Annotated in this window: 16 protein-coding genes; 8 read left to right on the forward strand and 8 right to left on the reverse strand. The window is 64.0% G+C overall.

Going from position 1 to position 16,028, the window contains the following annotated elements:
- Nucleotides 1-9: 9 nt before the first annotated feature.
- Genes AB7531_RS05475 through AB7531_RS05485 form a run of 3 tightly spaced genes read right to left on the reverse strand, consistent with a single transcriptional unit; the run spans nucleotide 10 to nucleotide 4,329 of the window.
- Nucleotides 10-1,026, reverse strand: coding sequence for a sugar ABC transporter substrate-binding protein (locus AB7531_RS05475; RefSeq protein WP_063980907.1), 1,017 nt, complete (start codon nucleotides 1,024-1,026; stop codon nucleotides 10-12).
- Nucleotides 1,027-1,067: 41 nt separating this feature from the next.
- A complete protein-coding gene (locus AB7531_RS05480) occupies nucleotides 1,068-2,039 on the reverse strand; it encodes an ABC transporter permease (RefSeq protein ID WP_014498319.1) in 972 nt (323 codons plus the stop codon).
- Between the two features lie 40 nt (nucleotides 2,040-2,079).
- A complete protein-coding gene (locus AB7531_RS05485) occupies nucleotides 2,080-4,329 on the reverse strand; it encodes an AMP-binding protein (protein ID WP_245328635.1) in 2,250 nt (749 codons plus the stop codon).
- On the opposite strand from AB7531_RS05485, the gene AB7531_RS05490 reads away from it, so the two are divergent.
- On the forward strand, nucleotides 4,243-5,187 hold the full coding sequence (locus tag AB7531_RS05490) for a helix-turn-helix domain-containing protein (RefSeq protein ID WP_063980908.1): 945 nt from the start codon (nucleotides 4,243-4,245) through the stop codon (nucleotides 5,185-5,187). The two genes, AB7531_RS05485 and AB7531_RS05490, sit on opposite strands and share 87 nt — an antisense overlap.
- 42 nt (nucleotides 5,188-5,229) lie before the next feature.
- On the opposite strand, the gene AB7531_RS05495 is transcribed toward AB7531_RS05490, so the two are convergent.
- On the reverse strand, nucleotides 5,230-6,435 hold the full coding sequence (locus AB7531_RS05495) for an ABC transporter substrate-binding protein (protein WP_085403529.1): 1,206 nt from the start codon (nucleotides 6,433-6,435) through the stop codon (nucleotides 5,230-5,232).
- 165 nt (nucleotides 6,436-6,600) lie between these two features.
- On the opposite strand from AB7531_RS05495, the gene AB7531_RS05500 reads away from it, so the two are divergent.
- The 3 genes from AB7531_RS05500 to AB7531_RS05510 all read left to right on the forward strand — a co-directional run bounded on the left by AB7531_RS05500 (nucleotide 6,601) and on the right by AB7531_RS05510 (nucleotide 10,074).
- Nucleotides 6,601-7,368: a FadR/GntR family transcriptional regulator gene (locus AB7531_RS05500; RefSeq protein WP_063980909.1), complete on the forward strand. Its 768-nt coding sequence runs from the start codon at nucleotides 6,601-6,603 to the stop codon at nucleotides 7,366-7,368.
- A 68-nt stretch (nucleotides 7,369-7,436) separates the two neighbouring features.
- Nucleotides 7,437-9,050, forward strand: coding sequence for an acyl-CoA synthetase (locus tag AB7531_RS05505; protein WP_063980910.1), 1,614 nt, complete (start codon nucleotides 7,437-7,439; stop codon nucleotides 9,048-9,050).
- Between the two features lie 16 nt (nucleotides 9,051-9,066).
- Entirely contained in the window at nucleotides 9,067-10,074 is a 1,008-nt protein-coding gene (locus AB7531_RS05510; protein WP_063980911.1) for a zinc-dependent alcohol dehydrogenase family protein, read from the forward strand.
- Here the strand turns inward: AB7531_RS05510 and AB7531_RS05515 are convergent.
- Nucleotides 10,071-10,760, reverse strand: a complete 690-nt coding sequence (locus tag AB7531_RS05515; protein ID WP_245328533.1) for a helix-turn-helix domain-containing protein — start codon at nucleotides 10,758-10,760, stop codon at nucleotides 10,071-10,073. The genes AB7531_RS05510 and AB7531_RS05515 overlap by 4 nt on opposite strands.
- On the opposite strand from AB7531_RS05515, the gene AB7531_RS05520 reads away from it, so the two are divergent.
- Nucleotides 10,759-10,899 (forward strand): hypothetical protein, encoded by a 141-nt coding sequence (locus AB7531_RS05520; protein WP_245328534.1) that lies wholly within the window; start codon nucleotides 10,759-10,761, stop codon nucleotides 10,897-10,899. The two genes, AB7531_RS05515 and AB7531_RS05520, sit on opposite strands and share 2 nt — an antisense overlap.
- A gap of 357 nt (nucleotides 10,900-11,256) precedes the next feature.
- Here the strand turns inward: AB7531_RS05520 and AB7531_RS05525 are convergent, their stop codons facing one another.
- Complete coding sequence (locus AB7531_RS05525; RefSeq protein ID WP_063980913.1) at nucleotides 11,257-11,502, reverse strand: hypothetical protein; 246 nt, start codon at nucleotides 11,500-11,502, stop codon at nucleotides 11,257-11,259.
- Between the two features lie 128 nt (nucleotides 11,503-11,630).
- Here AB7531_RS05525 and AB7531_RS05530 point away from each other — a divergent pair, with 128 nt between their 5' ends.
- The 3 genes from AB7531_RS05530 to AB7531_RS05540 all read left to right on the forward strand — a co-directional run bounded on the left by AB7531_RS05530 (nucleotide 11,631) and on the right by AB7531_RS05540 (nucleotide 14,574).
- Complete coding sequence (locus AB7531_RS05530) at nucleotides 11,631-12,434, forward strand: hypothetical protein (protein ID WP_063986073.1); 804 nt, start codon at nucleotides 11,631-11,633, stop codon at nucleotides 12,432-12,434.
- A 157-nt stretch (nucleotides 12,435-12,591) separates the two neighbouring features.
- Nucleotides 12,592-13,611 (forward strand): alpha/beta fold hydrolase, encoded by a 1,020-nt coding sequence (locus tag AB7531_RS05535; RefSeq protein ID WP_063980914.1) that lies wholly within the window; start codon nucleotides 12,592-12,594, stop codon nucleotides 13,609-13,611.
- Nucleotides 13,612-13,626: 15 nt separating this feature from the next.
- Complete coding sequence (locus tag AB7531_RS05540; protein ID WP_063980915.1) at nucleotides 13,627-14,574, forward strand: fatty acid desaturase; 948 nt, start codon at nucleotides 13,627-13,629, stop codon at nucleotides 14,572-14,574.
- 56 nt (nucleotides 14,575-14,630) lie between these two features.
- On the opposite strand, the gene AB7531_RS05545 is transcribed toward AB7531_RS05540, so the two are convergent.
- Nucleotides 14,631-14,864 carry a hypothetical protein gene (locus tag AB7531_RS05545; protein ID WP_014498305.1) on the reverse strand — a complete coding sequence of 78 codons (234 nt, stop codon included), beginning with the start codon at nucleotides 14,862-14,864 and terminating at the stop codon, nucleotides 14,631-14,633.
- Nucleotides 14,865-15,002: 138 nt separating this feature from the next.
- On the reverse strand, nucleotides 15,003-15,986 hold the full coding sequence (locus AB7531_RS05550; RefSeq protein WP_063980916.1) for a helix-turn-helix transcriptional regulator: 984 nt from the start codon (nucleotides 15,984-15,986) through the stop codon (nucleotides 15,003-15,005).
- Between the last annotated feature and the right edge of the window lie 42 nt (nucleotides 15,987-16,028).

Genomic DNA, 16,028 nt, shown 5'->3' on the forward strand with positions numbered 1-16,028 from the left:
TCGCGACAATTATTTCTTGAGGTCGCTGAGATTCCAGCAGGCCATCTGGCTATCGGCGTTCTCCTTGGTGATCGGAATCAGCGTCGTGTATTCCGAGCCCTTGACGGAGCCGGGCTTGACGCCCGACGACAGCAGCCACTTGATGGTGCCGGCCATCTGCGCGGCCTGGGTCGGCACGTCGTAGCTCATGTTGAGATCGAACGCGCCCGACTTCACCAGTTCGCACGCGCCCTTGCGCTCGCCGCCGCCCGAAGTTGCCACGAACACCTTGCCGGTGAGGCCGGCCTCCTTGACGGCCGCTGCCGTGCCGATGTCCATGCCATCCCAGAAGCCGACGATGCCGCAGAGATCGGGATTCTGCTTCAGCACCGTTTGGGTGATCGCCTTGGCCTTGGCGGCGTCCCAATCGGCGGCCTGGCTCGACACCACCTTGATTTCAGGATGCTTGGCGAGCACGTTCTCGACGCCCTTCAGCGTATAGGCGCTCGCGGCGGCCGACAGCGCACCCTGGATGATCGCGATCTTGTTGGACTTGCCCTCGCAGGCCTTGACCACGCCTTCGGTTTGGCGTTCGCCGATCTCGACCCAATTGGCGCCGACGAAGGCCGAGCTGCGATAGGCAGAGCCCATGTTGATCTGGATGACGTAGATGCCTTCGTTCTCGGCGCGCTGCAGCAGCTTGGCGTAGGTCTGCACGTCCGGATTATGAACCACCATCACCGCCGGCTTCTCCGAGATCAGCGAGGTGACCGCCTGGGCGCCGGCGTTGGTATTCCAGTTGGCGTCGCGGATCACGAACTTGACGCCGAACGGCTCGAGCTCCTTCTTCAGTCCGGCATACCAGCCCTCCGTGAGGTCGAAGTTCATGGCGACCGGCACATAGGCCACGGTCTTGCCGGCCAGCGCCTCCTTGAACGGCTTCTGGAACGGCTCATCCAGACCCTGCTGGGCGAGGGCCGGCGCGGTCATTGCCGCAAGACCCAGTGCGGCAACAATTGCCTTTGTCGGGTTGCCGAAATGCTTCATTGCTTCCTCCTTGGTTGTGGTTGTCGTTATTGTTGGATCGCTCAGATGTCGCCCTGTTGTGCCGTTTCCTCGTTGCGCGGATTCAGGAAGGAATCCGTGATGACGGCGAGCAGCAGCACCACGCCCTTGATGAGATTCTGCCCGGCGTAGGAGATGTCCATGATGGTCATACCGTTGAGCATCGTTCCGATAACGAGCGTGCCGATGACGACGTTGAGCACGCCGCCACGGCCGCCTGATAGCCCGATGCCGCCAAGCACGACGACCAGGATGACGTCATAGATGAGCGTCGAGTTGAAGATGCGGGTCGGCATCGAGTTGACGGATGCCGCCATCACGAGGCCGGCAAAGCAGCCGATCAGGGCGGTGATCACATATTGCAGGACGATGATCGGGCGAGAGGGAATGCCGGTGACACGCGCGGCATAGGGGTTGTCACCGATCGCATAGATATAGGCGCCCCAGCGCGTCTGGCGCAGCAGGAACGCGACCACGATGCAGGCAATTGCGAACATCCAGATCGACGTCGGAATGCCGAGAATGGTGCCTTGTCCGAGCCGCTCGAAGCCGTCCATGCCCGGGCTCCATTGCACGACGTCGAGCTGGAACAGCGCGGTCTGCCCGAGCCCGGCCAGCAACAGGCCCGTTGCCAGCGTCGCAAACAGCGAAGGGACTTCGGCATAGGCGATCAGCCAGCCGTTGACGAGGCCAAAGGCAATCGTGAGCAGGACGGCGGTCAGCAGCGAGGCCGGTAGCGAATGACCGTTCTGCACCATCTGGAGCACCAGTCCCGGCGGCACCGCAAGGGCCGCGATCAGCGAGATGTCGATGCCGCGTCCGATCACGACGATTGCCATGGCAAGGCCGAGGATGCCGAGCACTGCCACGTTCTGGAGCAGCGTCAGCATGTTGTCCGGCGTCAGAAAGCCGCGCAGGAAGATCGAAAACACAAGGAACAGCAGCGCGAAGACTGCGAAGACGATCTCTTGCTGATTGAAACGAAAGCGCTTCATCCCCGTCTTGCCTTTCTTCGACCCGGCTGTTGCGCGACCGTCAGGACGATCGGTTCTCGATGCGATAGGTTTGTGGAAGCGTTGCAAGGCTTTCGACGAGCATCTTTGTTCGATCCAGATCACCGGAATGGACCGAGATGCTGACGACTGTGTTGAGCTTCTCGTCTTTCCCGACGACGATATCCGCCGCGGTGTCGGGGCCGAAGATGCGATCGATCTCGGTCCTGACCTTTTCCCGGACGGCGAGATCGCGAAGCGTGGGCTTGAAGATCTTCCCGACGGCGGTAACCGGAAGAGCTTCAAGCAGGACGACGCGCTTCGGCCTCGCAGGAGGCTCATTGACGTTGTGTTCGAGATGCTCGCGCAATTGCGCCAGATCGATTGTCTGTCCGGGGGAGGGCACCGCGAAGAGAACTGGAACCTCTCCCGCGTAGGCGTCGGGCATGCCGACGGCCGAGCTCATCTGGACACCGGGGAAGGCGTTCGCGACGTCCTCGATTGCGGCAGGGTCGATGTTGTGACCGCTTCGTACGATGAGGTCCTTCTCGCGCCCCGTCAGCACGAGGCGTTGATCCGGGGTGAGATAGCCGACGTCGCCGGTGACGATCCAGTGGTCGTCGGTGAGAACGCCCTTGTCGTGCTGGGGATCGACGTATCCGGGAAACACCTGCGGTCCCCTCACGAGGACAAGACCGCTGGTGAGAGGCGGACACTCTGTCTTCAGTTCGGCATCGGCCAGAGCGACGATTTTGGTCTTTGCGAACGGCGCCCTGAAGCCGACGCTGCCTTGCACAGGAGTGCCACGGCCGGGATTGAATGCGATCGCTGCCGCGGTTTCTGTCATCCCGTAGGTCTCGAACAAGGTAATCCCGGTCCGCGCCTGAAACCTGTCGCTGACAGCCTTGGGAGCCACGGCCCCGCCGGTGAGCGCCATGCGAACGGTGCTGACATCGGAGGACCCGATCGGCACCTCGGCAAGAGCGGCAATCGAAGTCGGCACTCCGCTCACGATGGTCGCGCGAAACCGCTCCACCGTGTGCCAGTAGTCGCGAATCGCATCGGGACTTCTGAGGCTGTACGGCGAGGGAATGATCACATGACCGCCGGCAGCGAGAATCGACAGGCCGAGCGTCATGGTGCCGCCGACGTGAAACAGCGGAAAACCGTTCACGGCGGCGTCCAGCTCATCCAGTCCGTGGACCTGCGCAAAGCTCCAGGCCGCATGGATCTGGTTGCCATGTGTCAGCCGAACCAGCTTAGGTCGTCCGGTGGTCCCGCCGGTGTGGAAGAGGGCGCAGATCGCATTGCGATCGGTCGAAGGTGCGAAGTCCAGTGTGCCGAGCGCGCTCGCGGCCGTCTCATTGAAGTTTAGAGATCCTCCAGGCAGCGGACCGTTCGCGCCCATCACAAAAATGGTCTTCAGCGACGGGACGCGTTTCGCGACGTTGGCCGCCTTGGCCCAGATCGCGCGATCGGCCGCTTCGGCCGGGATCACCAGCACAGTCGCGTTCTGCGCCTCGAGCAGGTCGGCGATTGCGTCTTCGTTCAGGAGATAGTTGATCGAGCTGGCGACGCCCGCGACCTGGGCGCCGAGCAATGCGGGAAACAGTGGCGGCAGGATCGGACAGAGGAACGCGGCGGTCCCGCCACTCTCGCCGATCCCGTGCGACCGGAACAGATTGGCCGCGCGGATGATCTCCGCAAGCAATTGCCGGTGCGTCAGCGTCGCGTCGCCCGGCTCGCGCGAGCCTTTGGTCAGCACCGTCAGTGCGGGCCGATCGGGATGCAGGTGCGCCGTGGCTTCGAAGAGATCGAGCAGATTGCGGGCAGGGATGAGCGAATCGTAAGGCCGCTGCTCCAACGCCTCGATATCGGCGATGGTTTTGACCGGCTGCGTGAACCGGGTTGTGACTTGCGATGACAAGGCGCTGCTCACGGGCATCGCCATTCGGGCGGCACGGCAAGCTGTGCAGCAGTTGACTGGACCTGACGCAAGCGAACGTTTCCCGCCTATTTTGTGGACTGCTTTTTGTTCTTCATAGGCCACATGCCGGAGCGCGGCTTGCTCCGGAGCGCAAAGCTTTTGCTTCTCCGCGCAAACGGTCTTGCGTGTAGGCGGCGGCCCTCTAGAATCTCGATGCGTGGCCAGCTTGTGCGATGCACAAACGACGTTCATCATGGCGGCGCAACGGATGGGCGGACGATGAACCTGGTGTTTTCGACAGACGATCTGGAGCCGTCCAAACGCTACGCCGCGTGGCAAGGCGCGATCTGCGACGTCTACGTCCATGTCGACGTGAATGCCGAGGAGCGGTCCGACTATCACGGCTTCATCCGCGAGGCACGGTTCGGCGCGGTGACGATGACCGACGTCCTGCTGTCGGAGCAGCGCATCTCGCGCCGCGAGCGGCATATCGCGAAGCTCGACAAGGATTGCTACTATGTCGAATTCGTCCAGCAGGGCCGGGTCAACGTGCTCCAGGCCGGCCAGACCCTGCTGTCGAATCCCGGCGTGAGCGCGATCTTCTCGGCCTCCGAAGCCTATGATCTCGAATGCGTCGGCAAGGTGCGATCGCTCTATCTCGAGATTCCGCGCGCGGAATTCTCGGCGCGCTTCAGCGAGGGGCGGCTGCCGGTCGTCACTACGATGGCCACGAGCCGCGGCCTTGGCCGGATTGCCGCCGAGTTCTGTGCGACGCTCGCCGCGGAAGGCGCGCCGCTGGACGAGACCGCGAGAACGCGACTGGGCGGTGAGCTGATGGACGTGCTGGCGCTCGCGCTCGACATGGGCGAGCGCGACGAATTCTCCGAGGATGCGAGCGCTGCGCAGGCCCGCCTGCGCTCGGTCAAGGCCTGGATCGAGGCGCACCTCACTGATGCGGATCTGTCGCTGGAGAAGATTGCGAAGAGCAATGGCGTCTCGCTCAGGCATCTGCATTATCTCTTTCGGCTGACCGATGTCTCGGTGTCCGAATGGATTTTGGATCGCCGGCTGCAGCGCTGCTACGACGTGCTGACGCGGCCGGAACTGCGGTCGCTGTCGATTACCGAAGTTGCCTATCAGCTGGGCTTCAGCAGCTCGTCCTATTTCAGCACGGCGTTCCGCAGGAAGTTCGGCCACAGCCCATCGGATTTGCGGCGCCGCTAGAGGACCTGCACCGCGCGAGGCGATGCAGGTCGGTCGTCAGCGTTACTTCACCAGCGGGCAGCCGCCGTCCTTCAGCGGCCGGAACGCCTGGTCGGCCGGCACTTCGGCGAGCAGCTTGTAATAGTCCCACGGGCCCTTGGATTCCTCGGGCTTCTTCACCTGGAACAGGAACATGCTGTGCACCATGCGGCCGTCCTCGCGCAGGATGCCGTTGTCGGTGAAGGCATCCTTCACCGGCAGCTCGCGCATCTTGGCCATCACGGTCTTGGTGTCCTTGGTGCCGGCGGCCTGCACGGCCTTGAGGTAGTGCAGCGTGGCGCTGTAGGTCGCGGCCTGGTTCATCGTCGGCATGCGCTTGATGCGCTCCTGGAAACGCTTGCCGAAGGCGCGGGTCTTGTCATTGAGGTCCCAGTAATAGGCCTCGGTGATGATCAGGCCCTGCGCGAGCTTGAGCCCCAGGCTGTGCACGTCGGAGATGAACATCACGATCGCAGCCAGGTTCTGGCCGCCGGCGACGATGCCGAACTCGCCGGCCTGCTTGATCGCGTTGATGGTGTCGCCGCCGCCGTTGGCGAGCCCGATGATCTTGGCCTTGGAGGCCTGGGCCTGAAGCAGGAAGGACGAGAAATCGGCCGTGTTGAGCGGATGCTTGACGCTGCCGAGCACCTTGCCGCCGGCTGCCTTCACCACATCGCCGGTGTCGCGCTCGATCGAATGACCGAACACGTAGTCCGCGGTGAGGAAGAACCAGCTGTCGCCGCCGTTCTTGACGATGGCGCTGCCGACGGTGTGGGCGTTGGAATAGGTGTCATAGGTCCAGTGCGCGGTGTAGGGCGAGCAGGATTTGCCGGTGATGTCGGAGCTTGCCGCATCGGTCACGATCATCACCTTCTCGTACTGCTTCGACAGCTCCATCACCGCGAGCGCGGTGGCGGAAGTGGGCAGGTCGATGATCATGTCGACGCCCTCGGTCTCCCACCACTTTCGCGCGATGGTGGAGGCGACGTCGGGCTTGTTGAGCACGTCGGCTGCGACCATCTCGATCGGCTTGCCGAACATCTGGCCGCCAAAATCCTCGATCGCCATCTTGGTGGCTTCGACATTCCCCTGGCCGCCGATGTCGGAATAGACCGAGGAGAAGTCGGAGAGCACGCCGATCTTGAGCGGGGTCTGCTGGGCGGAGGCGGGGACGATCAGGGCAGCCGACAGCAAGCCGGCCGCAGACACGAGTGCTGCGATAGGTCTCATGGATACGTTTCCTCTTGTACGGGACTATTCTGTCCCTTTGTCCGACAAAGTTAGAGCGAGGTTCCCAAGGAGTCAATTTGCTGCATCTGCGGCATGAATGACGCAGTTTGACGCGTCTTCGGGGCGATCCTATAGTTTGTCGGACAAACGCCATTGGGGGTTACCGTGCCGATTTCGCCGCTCTTCCGTCCGATCGAGGTCGCGCCGGCCTATCAGAAAGTCGCCGACGCCATCGAGCGCGAGATCGTCAATGGGCGCATCAAGCCCGGCGATCCCATCGGCACCGAGCATGATCTGGTGCGCCAGTTCGGTGTCAACCGCTCGACCATTCGCGAAGGCATCCGCGTGCTTGAGGAGGGCGGCTTGATCAGCCGCGATTCCTCGCGCCGTCTGCACGCCTGCCTGCCGCGCTACACCAAGCTCGCAAGCCGCCTCAGCCGCGCACTGGTGCTGCACGAGGTCACGTTCCGCGAGCTCTACGAGGCCTCGATGACGCTGGAGGTGGCGAGCATCGAAGGCGCGGTGGAGCGCGCGACCGAAGAGAACCTCGCCGAGCTCACCGGCAATCTCGTGCGCAGCGAGGCCGTGGTCGGCGATCCCGCCACGCTTGCCGAATGCGATGCCGAATTCCACGTGCTGGTCGCCAAGGCCTCGCAGAACCGCGTGCTCCAGCTCGCACGCGAGCCGGCGGCGCAGCTGTTCTATCCGACCACAGAGATGATCGTGACCGGCGTTGCCGAAGGCGGCCCACGCCTCGTCGCCGCGCATCGCCATCTGATCGACGCAATCCGCCGCCGCGACCGCGAGGCGGGCGTGCTCTGGACGCGCCGGCACTTGCAGGACTGGCGGCGCGGTTTCGAGAAAATCGCCTCGCTCGATCGGTCGGTCGAGCACATGTACATGGAGCACGCCCAGGCGGCCCGGCGCAGATAGGCGCCTGATGAAGACGCAAGATTTCAGCCAAGAAATCCAACAAACAAAGACGTTACACGGAGGAACACATGACCGGCGACATCGCGGCTACCATCTCGAAAGCGCGCGAGCATTCCATCGGCGATCTCTTGCGCCGCTCGGCAGTCCGCGAGCCGAACAAGCTCGCAGTGAGCTGCGGCCATGTCAGCTGGACGTTTGCCGAGATGGACGCGATCTGCAACCGGCTCGGACGCGGCCTGCTCGGTCTCGGCGTCAGCAAGGGCGATCGCGTTGCCGTGCTCTCACGCAATTCGCACGCGTTTGCGGCGTTGCGCTTCGCGCTGGCGCGGATCGGTGCGGTGCTGGTGCCGATCAATTTCATGCTCAACCCGGATGAGATCAATTTCATCCTGAAAAGCTCCGGCGCGAAGCTGCTTGCGACCGGCCCCGATTTCGTCGAGCCGGCAAAGGCCGCAAGCGCCAGGGATTGCGAGGTCGAGAAGATGATCTGGCTGCCGGGCGAGGATCCGGCATCCGCGCCCGCGGGCCTCACCAATTTCGACGATCTCCTCAGCCCCGACGGGTCGTTCCTGGAGGCCTCCGTCGACAGCCGCGATCTCGCACAGATCGTCTACACCAGCGGCACGGAATCGCTGCCCAAGGGCGCGATGCTGACCCATGAAGCCGTGATGTGGCAGTACGTGAGCTGCATCATCGACGGCGGCATGAGCGCGGACGACAAGTTCCTGCACGCGCTGCCGCTCTATCACTGCGCCCAGCTCGACGTCTTCCTGGGGCCGCAGATCTATCTCGGTGCCTCCGGCGTGATCACGGGCAAACCGACCGCCGACAATATCCTGGCGCTGATCCAGGCGCACAAGATCACGTCCTTCTTCGCGCCGCCGACGATCTGGATCGCGATGCTGCGCTCGCCGAACTTCGACAAGACCGATCTGTCGACGCTTCAGAAGGGCTATTATGGCGCCTCGATCATGCCGGTGGAGGTGCTGCTCGAACTTCAGCGCCGCCTGCCCAATGTCAAATTCTGGAATTTCTACGGCCAGACCGAGATCGCGCCACTCGCGACCGTGCTGCGGCCCGAGGACCAGCTGCGCAAGGCCGGTTCGGCCGGCAAGCCCGTGCTCAACGTCGAGACGCGCGTGGTCAACACGGCGATGGAAGACGTGAAAGTCGCCGAGGTCGGGGAGATCGTGCACCGCTCGCCGCATCTTCTCTCCGGCTATTATAATGACCCCGTGAAGACCGCGGCGGCCTTCACCGGCGGCTGGTTTCACTCCGGCGATCTCGCCACCGTCGATGCCGAGGGCCACATCACTGTGGTCGACCGCGTCAAGGACATGATCAAGACCGGTGGCGAGAATGTCGCGAGTCGCGAGGTCGAGGAGATGGTCTACCGCATCCCTGCGGTCTCCGAGGTTGCCGTGGTTGGCCTGCCCGATCCGCGCTGGATCGAGGCGGTGACCGCGATCGTCGTGGTCAAGACCGGCGAGACGCTGGAGGAGGACGCCGTCATCAAGCACTGCGCCGGCCAGATGGCGCATTTCAAGGTGCCCAAGCGCGTCATCTTCGTCGACAGCCTGCCGAAGAACCCGAGCGGCAAGCTGCTCAAGCGCGAATTGCGCCAACGCTTCGTCGGCGGCGAGACGCTCGACAAGGCGATCCAGAAGAATTTTGGGGCGTAAGCACGGAGCGGTCGCCATGAAGGTCTGGCAGGTCGAGCGCGACTGGTCGATCGAGGGGCTGGAGCTGGTCGATCTGCCCGAGCCCACGCCTGGCCCCGGCCAGGTCGCGGTGCGGATGAAGGCGGCATCGCTCAACTATCGTGATCTGCTCACGGTGCAGGGCAAGGGCGGCGTCTCACGATTGCCGCTGATCCCGTTCTCGGATGGTGCCGGCGAAGTCATCGCGGTCGGCGACGGCGTTGCCCGCGTCGCGGTTGGCGATCGCGTCTGTCCGATGTTCTTCCAGTCCTGGATCGACGGAAAGGTATCGGCGACCAGCCGCCGCTATGCGCTCGGCGGCACGCGGCCGGGCGTGTTGCAGGAGGTGATGCTGCTCGATGCCGAGGGCGTCAGCCGCATTCCATCGCACCTTTCATTCCTGGAAGCGGCGACGCTGCCCTGCGCCGGCCTCACGGCGTGGCGCGCGCAGTTCGAAGAGGCCAAGGTGAAACCTGGTGACACCGTGCTGGTGCAGGGCACCGGCGGTGTCTCGATCTTCGCGCTGCAATTCGCAAAGCTCGCCGGCGCGAGCGTGATCGTGACGTCGTCGAGCGACGAGAAGCTCGAACGTGCCAAAACGCTCGGCGCCGACCACACCATCAATTATCGTACGGTGCCGGAATGGGGCAAGGCGGCGGCCGACTGGACCGGCGTCGGCGTCGACCACGTCGTCGAGGTCGGCGGCAAGGATACCTTTGCACAGTCGCTCGAGGCTATCAGGGTCGGTGGCAACATTCTGGTGATCGGCGTGCTCACCGGCTTCTCGCAGCAGATCGCGATACCGAGCCTGTTCTCCAAGAACCTGCACGTCATCGGCTTGTCAGTCGGCAGCCGTCGGATGTTCGAGGGGATGACGGCCGCGATCGGCCGCAATGGCATGAAGCCGGTCATCGACCGTGCGTTCGGCTTCGATGCCGTGCCGGACGCGTTGCGGCTGATGCAGCAGGGCGGTCACTTCGGCAAGATCGTGGTTGAGTTTCCTTAGCCCATCTCGCCAGAAAGCTTCCTGACGTCGTCGGGCGTCCGTCCGAAGCGGCGGCGGAATGCGCGATGGAAGTAGGAGACGTCGTGAAAGCCGGCGAGGTGCGCGATCTCGATGATCTTGCGCGCGCGCAGGTTTGGATTTCGAAGCAGCCGCTCGGCGCGCAGCAGCCGCTGCTCCAGCACGAAGCCGCTATAGGTGATGCCGGCCTGCTCGAACATCAACTGAATCGTGCGCGGGCTGATCCGGTGCGCGGCTGAAAGGACGGTGAGCGACAGCGCGGGGTTGTCGAGCTGGGCCAGGATGTCGGATTTGAGGGTTTCGAGACGCGCCGCCGCAAGGCCGCGCATGCGAGCTTGCTCGGCGACATCGCCGCGCGCTCCGATCATCAGCACGGAGAGGTCGAACAAATGCTGCGAGACCGCATCGAGCTCCGCGGGCGCGAGCTTGTCGGCATAAGTGTGCGCGAGATCATAATATCGCAGGAACATCGAGGTGATCGGATTGGCGCCGGGGATCGACTGCGCGATCAGGTCCTCGGCATTCGGGCACGCGCGCAGCAGCGCCTTGCGCGGCAGTAGCGCGGTCTGGAAGTTGCCGTGCGTCGTCTGGGTGATATGGGCGCCCTTGATCGAGGGGTCGCCGATCGTGACGTCGCCGGCGGCGACCTCCAGCGGACGTCGTCCCATGGCCCCGCTCAGCGCCGAATTCGGCGACATCGTGATCACCAATTCGTCGTTCGTCCCCAGCGATACGAAGGACATCGGCGTGCCGAACGAGGCCGAGAGTCGGAGGCGCGGAAGAATAGCCGGCGAAATGGTCCGGTGAACACGTCCTTCCCCGATCGGAACGAAATCGACGTCGGCGACCTGGCGGCAAAACTGCTCGCGCCATCTTTCATAGGCCTGGCCATTCGGGTCGCCATCGAATGAGAGTTGAGGCTGGATCATCGATCGGGAAGGGCAGGTTAGTTGGCGATTTACGGCAGGTTGTATCGTCGGGCCGGTGCTCCGCAACCGCAAAAGCGCCGGATTGCGTGATAAGCCACTCGCGATGACGCGCTGTGACCGCGACCTGGTGCCGCAGCCCGGTGTGCCGAGATGAAAAAGCGCGAGCGCGAGCGCCAGCACGAGCAGCGCCCGGTGCTTGAGCAGCATGGTGAACGCATCCGGCGCGCTGTCGGGATCATCCTCCTTGCAGCCGCGCGCGGCGCGATCGTCGATCGTCGATCGCCTTTGCGGGGATCATCAGCACGCAGGCGATCGCGATGGCGCCGAACATGGCCGCCAGCGCGAACACGGCGACATAGCCGAACGTGTAGTCGAGATAGCCCGACAGAGGCGGGGAGGGGAGCGCGATGCCATCGGGACGTTGAGCGACTGCCGGCGCAAATGGTCTTGCACAAGCAGGGCTGACAAGACGGGCTGACATGACCGGCCAATGGCGCCGGGGCGGACCGGAAAGTAACATGTGCTAGCCGGGTTGGTTCCTCCGCACTTGCGATGGGAGGGCCACGGCGTCATCTCGTGGGTGTCCCCTTCTTCTTCTGGATCACGGCCATGCCCCTCTGGACCTGCGAAACCTGCGGCGCGCAATTTTCAGACAGCGGAAATCCGCCCGCATCCTGTCCGATCTGCGAGGACGAGCGGCAGTTCGTGAACTGGAAGGGCCAAACCTTCCTCACACGCGAAGCGTTGGCGGAACGGCACCGCCTTGCCTGGCGGGACGATTTCGGCCTCACCGGCGTCGGGTCCGAGCCGAGCTTCGCCATCGGCCAGCGCGCGCTGTTGGTGCCGCTCGGCGACGGCTGTCTGATGTGGGACTGCGTCCCGCTAGCGACGTCGGAAGCTATCGCGCATGTGCGCTCGCTTGGCGGGCTGAAGGCGATCGCGATCTCGCATCCACACTTCTACGGCGCGTTTGCCGACTGGAGCGAGGCGTTCGGCGGCGTGCCGGTCTATCTCCATGCTGATGACCGCCAGTGGGTGATGCGGCCGCATCCCGCCATCGTGCACTGGACCGGCGATCAGCAGCGCATCTCCGACGATGTGCTGCTGCTGCGCACCGGCGGTCATTTCGCGGGCGCCACCATGCTGCACCATGCGCGCGGTGCGGATGCCGAGGGCGCGCTGCTCACGGGCGACATCGCGCAGGTGGCGATGGACCGCCGCTTCGTCAGCTTCATGTACTCCTATCCGAACTACATGCCACTCAACGCCGCCGCGGTGCGGCGGATCGCAGCCGCTGTGGAGCCGCTCGCCTTTGACCGCATCTACGGCGCCTGGTGGGGCCGCAACATCGCCTCCGGTGCCAAGGCCGCATTCGCGGCGTCCGTGCAGCGATACATTGCGGCCATCGCCTGACGCGCGACGACCAAACCCCCCTTGTTCTGATCTAATAACTGTACTATAAGTACAGATATTAAGCGCGACGCAACGATGCGTTTGCCGGTCCGGCACGAACAATGCATCGTTGTCTCGGCGGGCGCATGTTGCGGCCGCGTGAGCGGGAGTTGGACGCATGACCGGGCAGCGCGACTACGAGATCTTTGAGGCCGGCGACGTCATGCTTCAATCCGGCGCCGTCTTCCCCGCGATGAAGCTCGCCTACAAGACCTACGGCACCCTCAGCCCGGCCAGGGACAACGTTATCCTCTACCCGACCTCGTTCAGCGCCCAACACTACGACACGGAATGGCTGATCGGGCCCGATGGCGTGCTCGACCCTACGCGCTACTTCATCATCATCCCGAACCTGTTCGGCAACGGCCTGTCGTCCTCGCCGTCGAATTCCGGCGAGGCGCCATTCCCGCAAATCACCTATCACGACGCCATCGCGGTCCAGCACCGGCTGCTGACCGAGCGCTTCGGCATCACAAAGCTGGCGCTGGTCTATGGCTGGTCGATGGGCGGCATGCAGACCTATCATTGGGCGGCGCTGCATCCCGACATGGTCGCGCGGGCCGCGGTGGTCTGCGGCAGTGCGCGCTGCGCGCCCTATAATTACGTCTTCCTCGAAAGCGTGAAGGCTGCGCTGACCGGTGATCCCGCCTTCCGCGACGGCCGCTTCGTCGAGAAGCCCGTTGCCGGCTATCGCGCCATGGGGCGCGTCTATGCCGGCTGGGCGATGTCGCACGGCTTCTATCGCGACGAGCTCTGGCGCGAGGCGGGCTTCACCTCGCTGGAGGATTATCTGGTCCGGAATTGGGACGCGACCTTTGCCCGGCGTGATGCCAACGATCTCCTCGCGCAGGCCGGGATCTGGCAGCGCGGTGACATCAGTCGTTGCGCTTCATTCGGCGGCGACCTCGATCGGGCGCTGGCCGCGATCAAGGCGCACATGCTGCTGATGCCGGGTGCGACCGACCGCTATTTCGACGTCCGCGACAACGAGGACGAGCTGGGCAGGCTGGTCAACGCAAAATCGGCGGTGCTGCATCCGATCCCGTCGCTGCACGGCCATCGCGCCGGCAACCCCGTCAACAATCCGCGCGACCAGGCCTTCCTCAAGGCCGAGGTCGCAGAGCTTCTCAGCAAATAGGGCGAGTCCTCGATCATGACTGACGCGACCGTTTCAGAGCCCGGCCATCGTCTGAAGCCGCTGACACCGGCGATGCTGCGCGAATTGTCGGTGCGCTCGAACCTCAGGGGGGCCGCGAAAAGTCTCAGCCATTACGGTCTGGTAGTGCTGGTCGGCGCGCTGGTCTGGAAGGTCTCTTCAGCCTGGGGCGTGTTATGGGCGCTGCCGCTGATGGCGGTGCAGGGCTATTTCGTCGCCTTCCTGTTCATGGCGCTGCACGAGACCGCGCACAAGACCGCGTTCAGGAGCCGTGGCCTCAACCTTGCGGTCGGCTATCCCTCGGCCTTCATCATCGGACAACCTTACGAATATTACTGCCTGTTTCACTGGGACCATCATCGCTACACCCAGGATCCGGACAAGGACCCGGAGCTGATCGTCGGCGTGAAGCCGACATCCGACACGCAGCTCGCGCTCGCCTATAGCGGCCTGCTTCAGGTCGCCGGCCGCCTCCAGTTGATGCTCGGCCACGCCGTCACCGGCAAGGTCACCGTGCCCTGGATTCCCGAAAACAAGCGCGCCACCATCGTGCGCGAGGCGCGCGCCTATGCCGGGCTCTATGCGCTGTTGCTCGCGCTCTCGCTGTGGTTTTCCTCGGCGTTGCTGCTCTGGGTCTGGATTGTCCCGCTGATCATCGGGCAGTCCTTCCTGCGGCCCTATCTCTATGCCGAGCACACCGGCTGCGACCGCACCCGCAGCGCCTTCCAGAACACGCGCACCACCTACACCAGCGCGATCGTCAAATGGTTCGCGTGGAATATGCCCTACCACGTCGAGCACCACGCCTATCCCTCGATCCCGTTTCACGCGCTGCCGAAGCTGAACGAGATCGTCGACGACGAGATCGTCCATCGCGGCCGCGGCTACATCAGGACGACGCGCGAGACCTGGGCCTGGTTTCGCCGGCATCGGCAGATTGGTTAACCCAATGCAAAACTCCGGCCGCGATGCGACCGGAGCTTTGTCGAGGACGTCAGATATCAGTAGATCCCGTAGGCGCAGACATTCACGACGCGGACGCGCAGGCCATGGCGGGTCCGGACGACGCGCTCCTGGTAGCAATTGCTGACGCCGGTGTTGACGTAGACGCCGCCAAAGCCCCAGCCGGGACCCCAGTGATGATGGAAGCCGTGGGCCGAAGCCGCGGTGGGCGCGAGAGCGGCAGCACCGAGCGAACCAGCAGCGATCAGACCAAGAGCAAGCTTACGAAACATTTTCATTCTCCAGTGTGGCGCTAAGGCCGTTGTTGTGTCCCTGCTTCTCCGTCGGGCCGAGACGCGAACGCGTTCAGGGCGCGAGGCAGGAATCGTGTTTCAGGAATGTTTCGTGGGCTTCGGTGAAATGCGCCGCTGTCAGGCTTTTCGCGCCGCTGCGCGATAGCGCGCAGCCATCGCCTGCGTCATCTCCGCCATCTTCTCGCGGAGATCGGCGGGCTCCAGCACTTCGGCCTCGGACCCAAGCCGCAGCAATTCGGATGCCGCGTGCCATGACGTCTTGCCGGTCGGCACGCGCGCGATGCGCCAGCCGTCCGCATCCGTGGTCTCTTCAAGTTGCGTGCGCGCCTTGACGTAAGGCTGGCTCAGCGCGTCGAGCAGTTTGACGCCGAACGGCGACAGCCGCACGATCGCGACATTGGGATGCATCTCGGCTTCGAGGCGAAGCGTCGCAGCCTGCCAATAGGCGGCGAGATCGAACGCGGCGGGACGATCGAAGCGATCGTCGAGCGCGGTGCAGTCCAGCACGCGCGCGATGCGATAGGTGCGCGTGCTGCCGTCGACGTGACCGGCGAGATACCAGCTGCCGCCCTTCAGCACGAGCCCGAGCGGTGCGACGCGGCGCTGCTTCTCCGCGCGCCAGCTCTGGTAGCGGATCCTGATCAGCGTCCCGCGCAGAGCCGCGCCGGCAATGGTGCGCAGATGTTTGGGTTCTTCCGTCTCGCCGAACCAGCCGGGGGCGTCCAGGTGAAAACGCTCCTGCATCCGCCCGGCATCTTCGCGAAGGTTGGCCGGGAGTGCCGCCATCAGCTTGTTCTGCGCGGCGATCATCGCCGCGTCCAGCCCGAGCGCCGCGGCCGGTCCCGGCAGTCCCGCAAGGAACAGGGCCTCCGCCTCGTTCTGCGACAGGCCGTTCAAACGCACGCGATAACCGTCGAGCAGGCGATAGCCGCCCTCCGCGCCGCGGTCGGCATAAACGGGGACGCCGGACGCCGCGAGCGCGTCGATGTCGCGATAGATCGTGCGCACCGAGACCTCGCAGGCTTCCGCAAGCTCGGGCGCAGTGACCTGCCCCCTGGCCTGGAGGGTGGTGAGGATCGACAGCATTCTGCTCGCGCGCATGATCCCTTAAACCATACCTGACACAGGATGTCAGGTATGGTC

This window comes from Bradyrhizobium sp. 63_E2_N1_3 (genome assembly GCF_052076005.1).
GTDB lineage: Bacteria > Pseudomonadota > Alphaproteobacteria > Rhizobiales > Xanthobacteraceae > Bradyrhizobium > Bradyrhizobium barranii.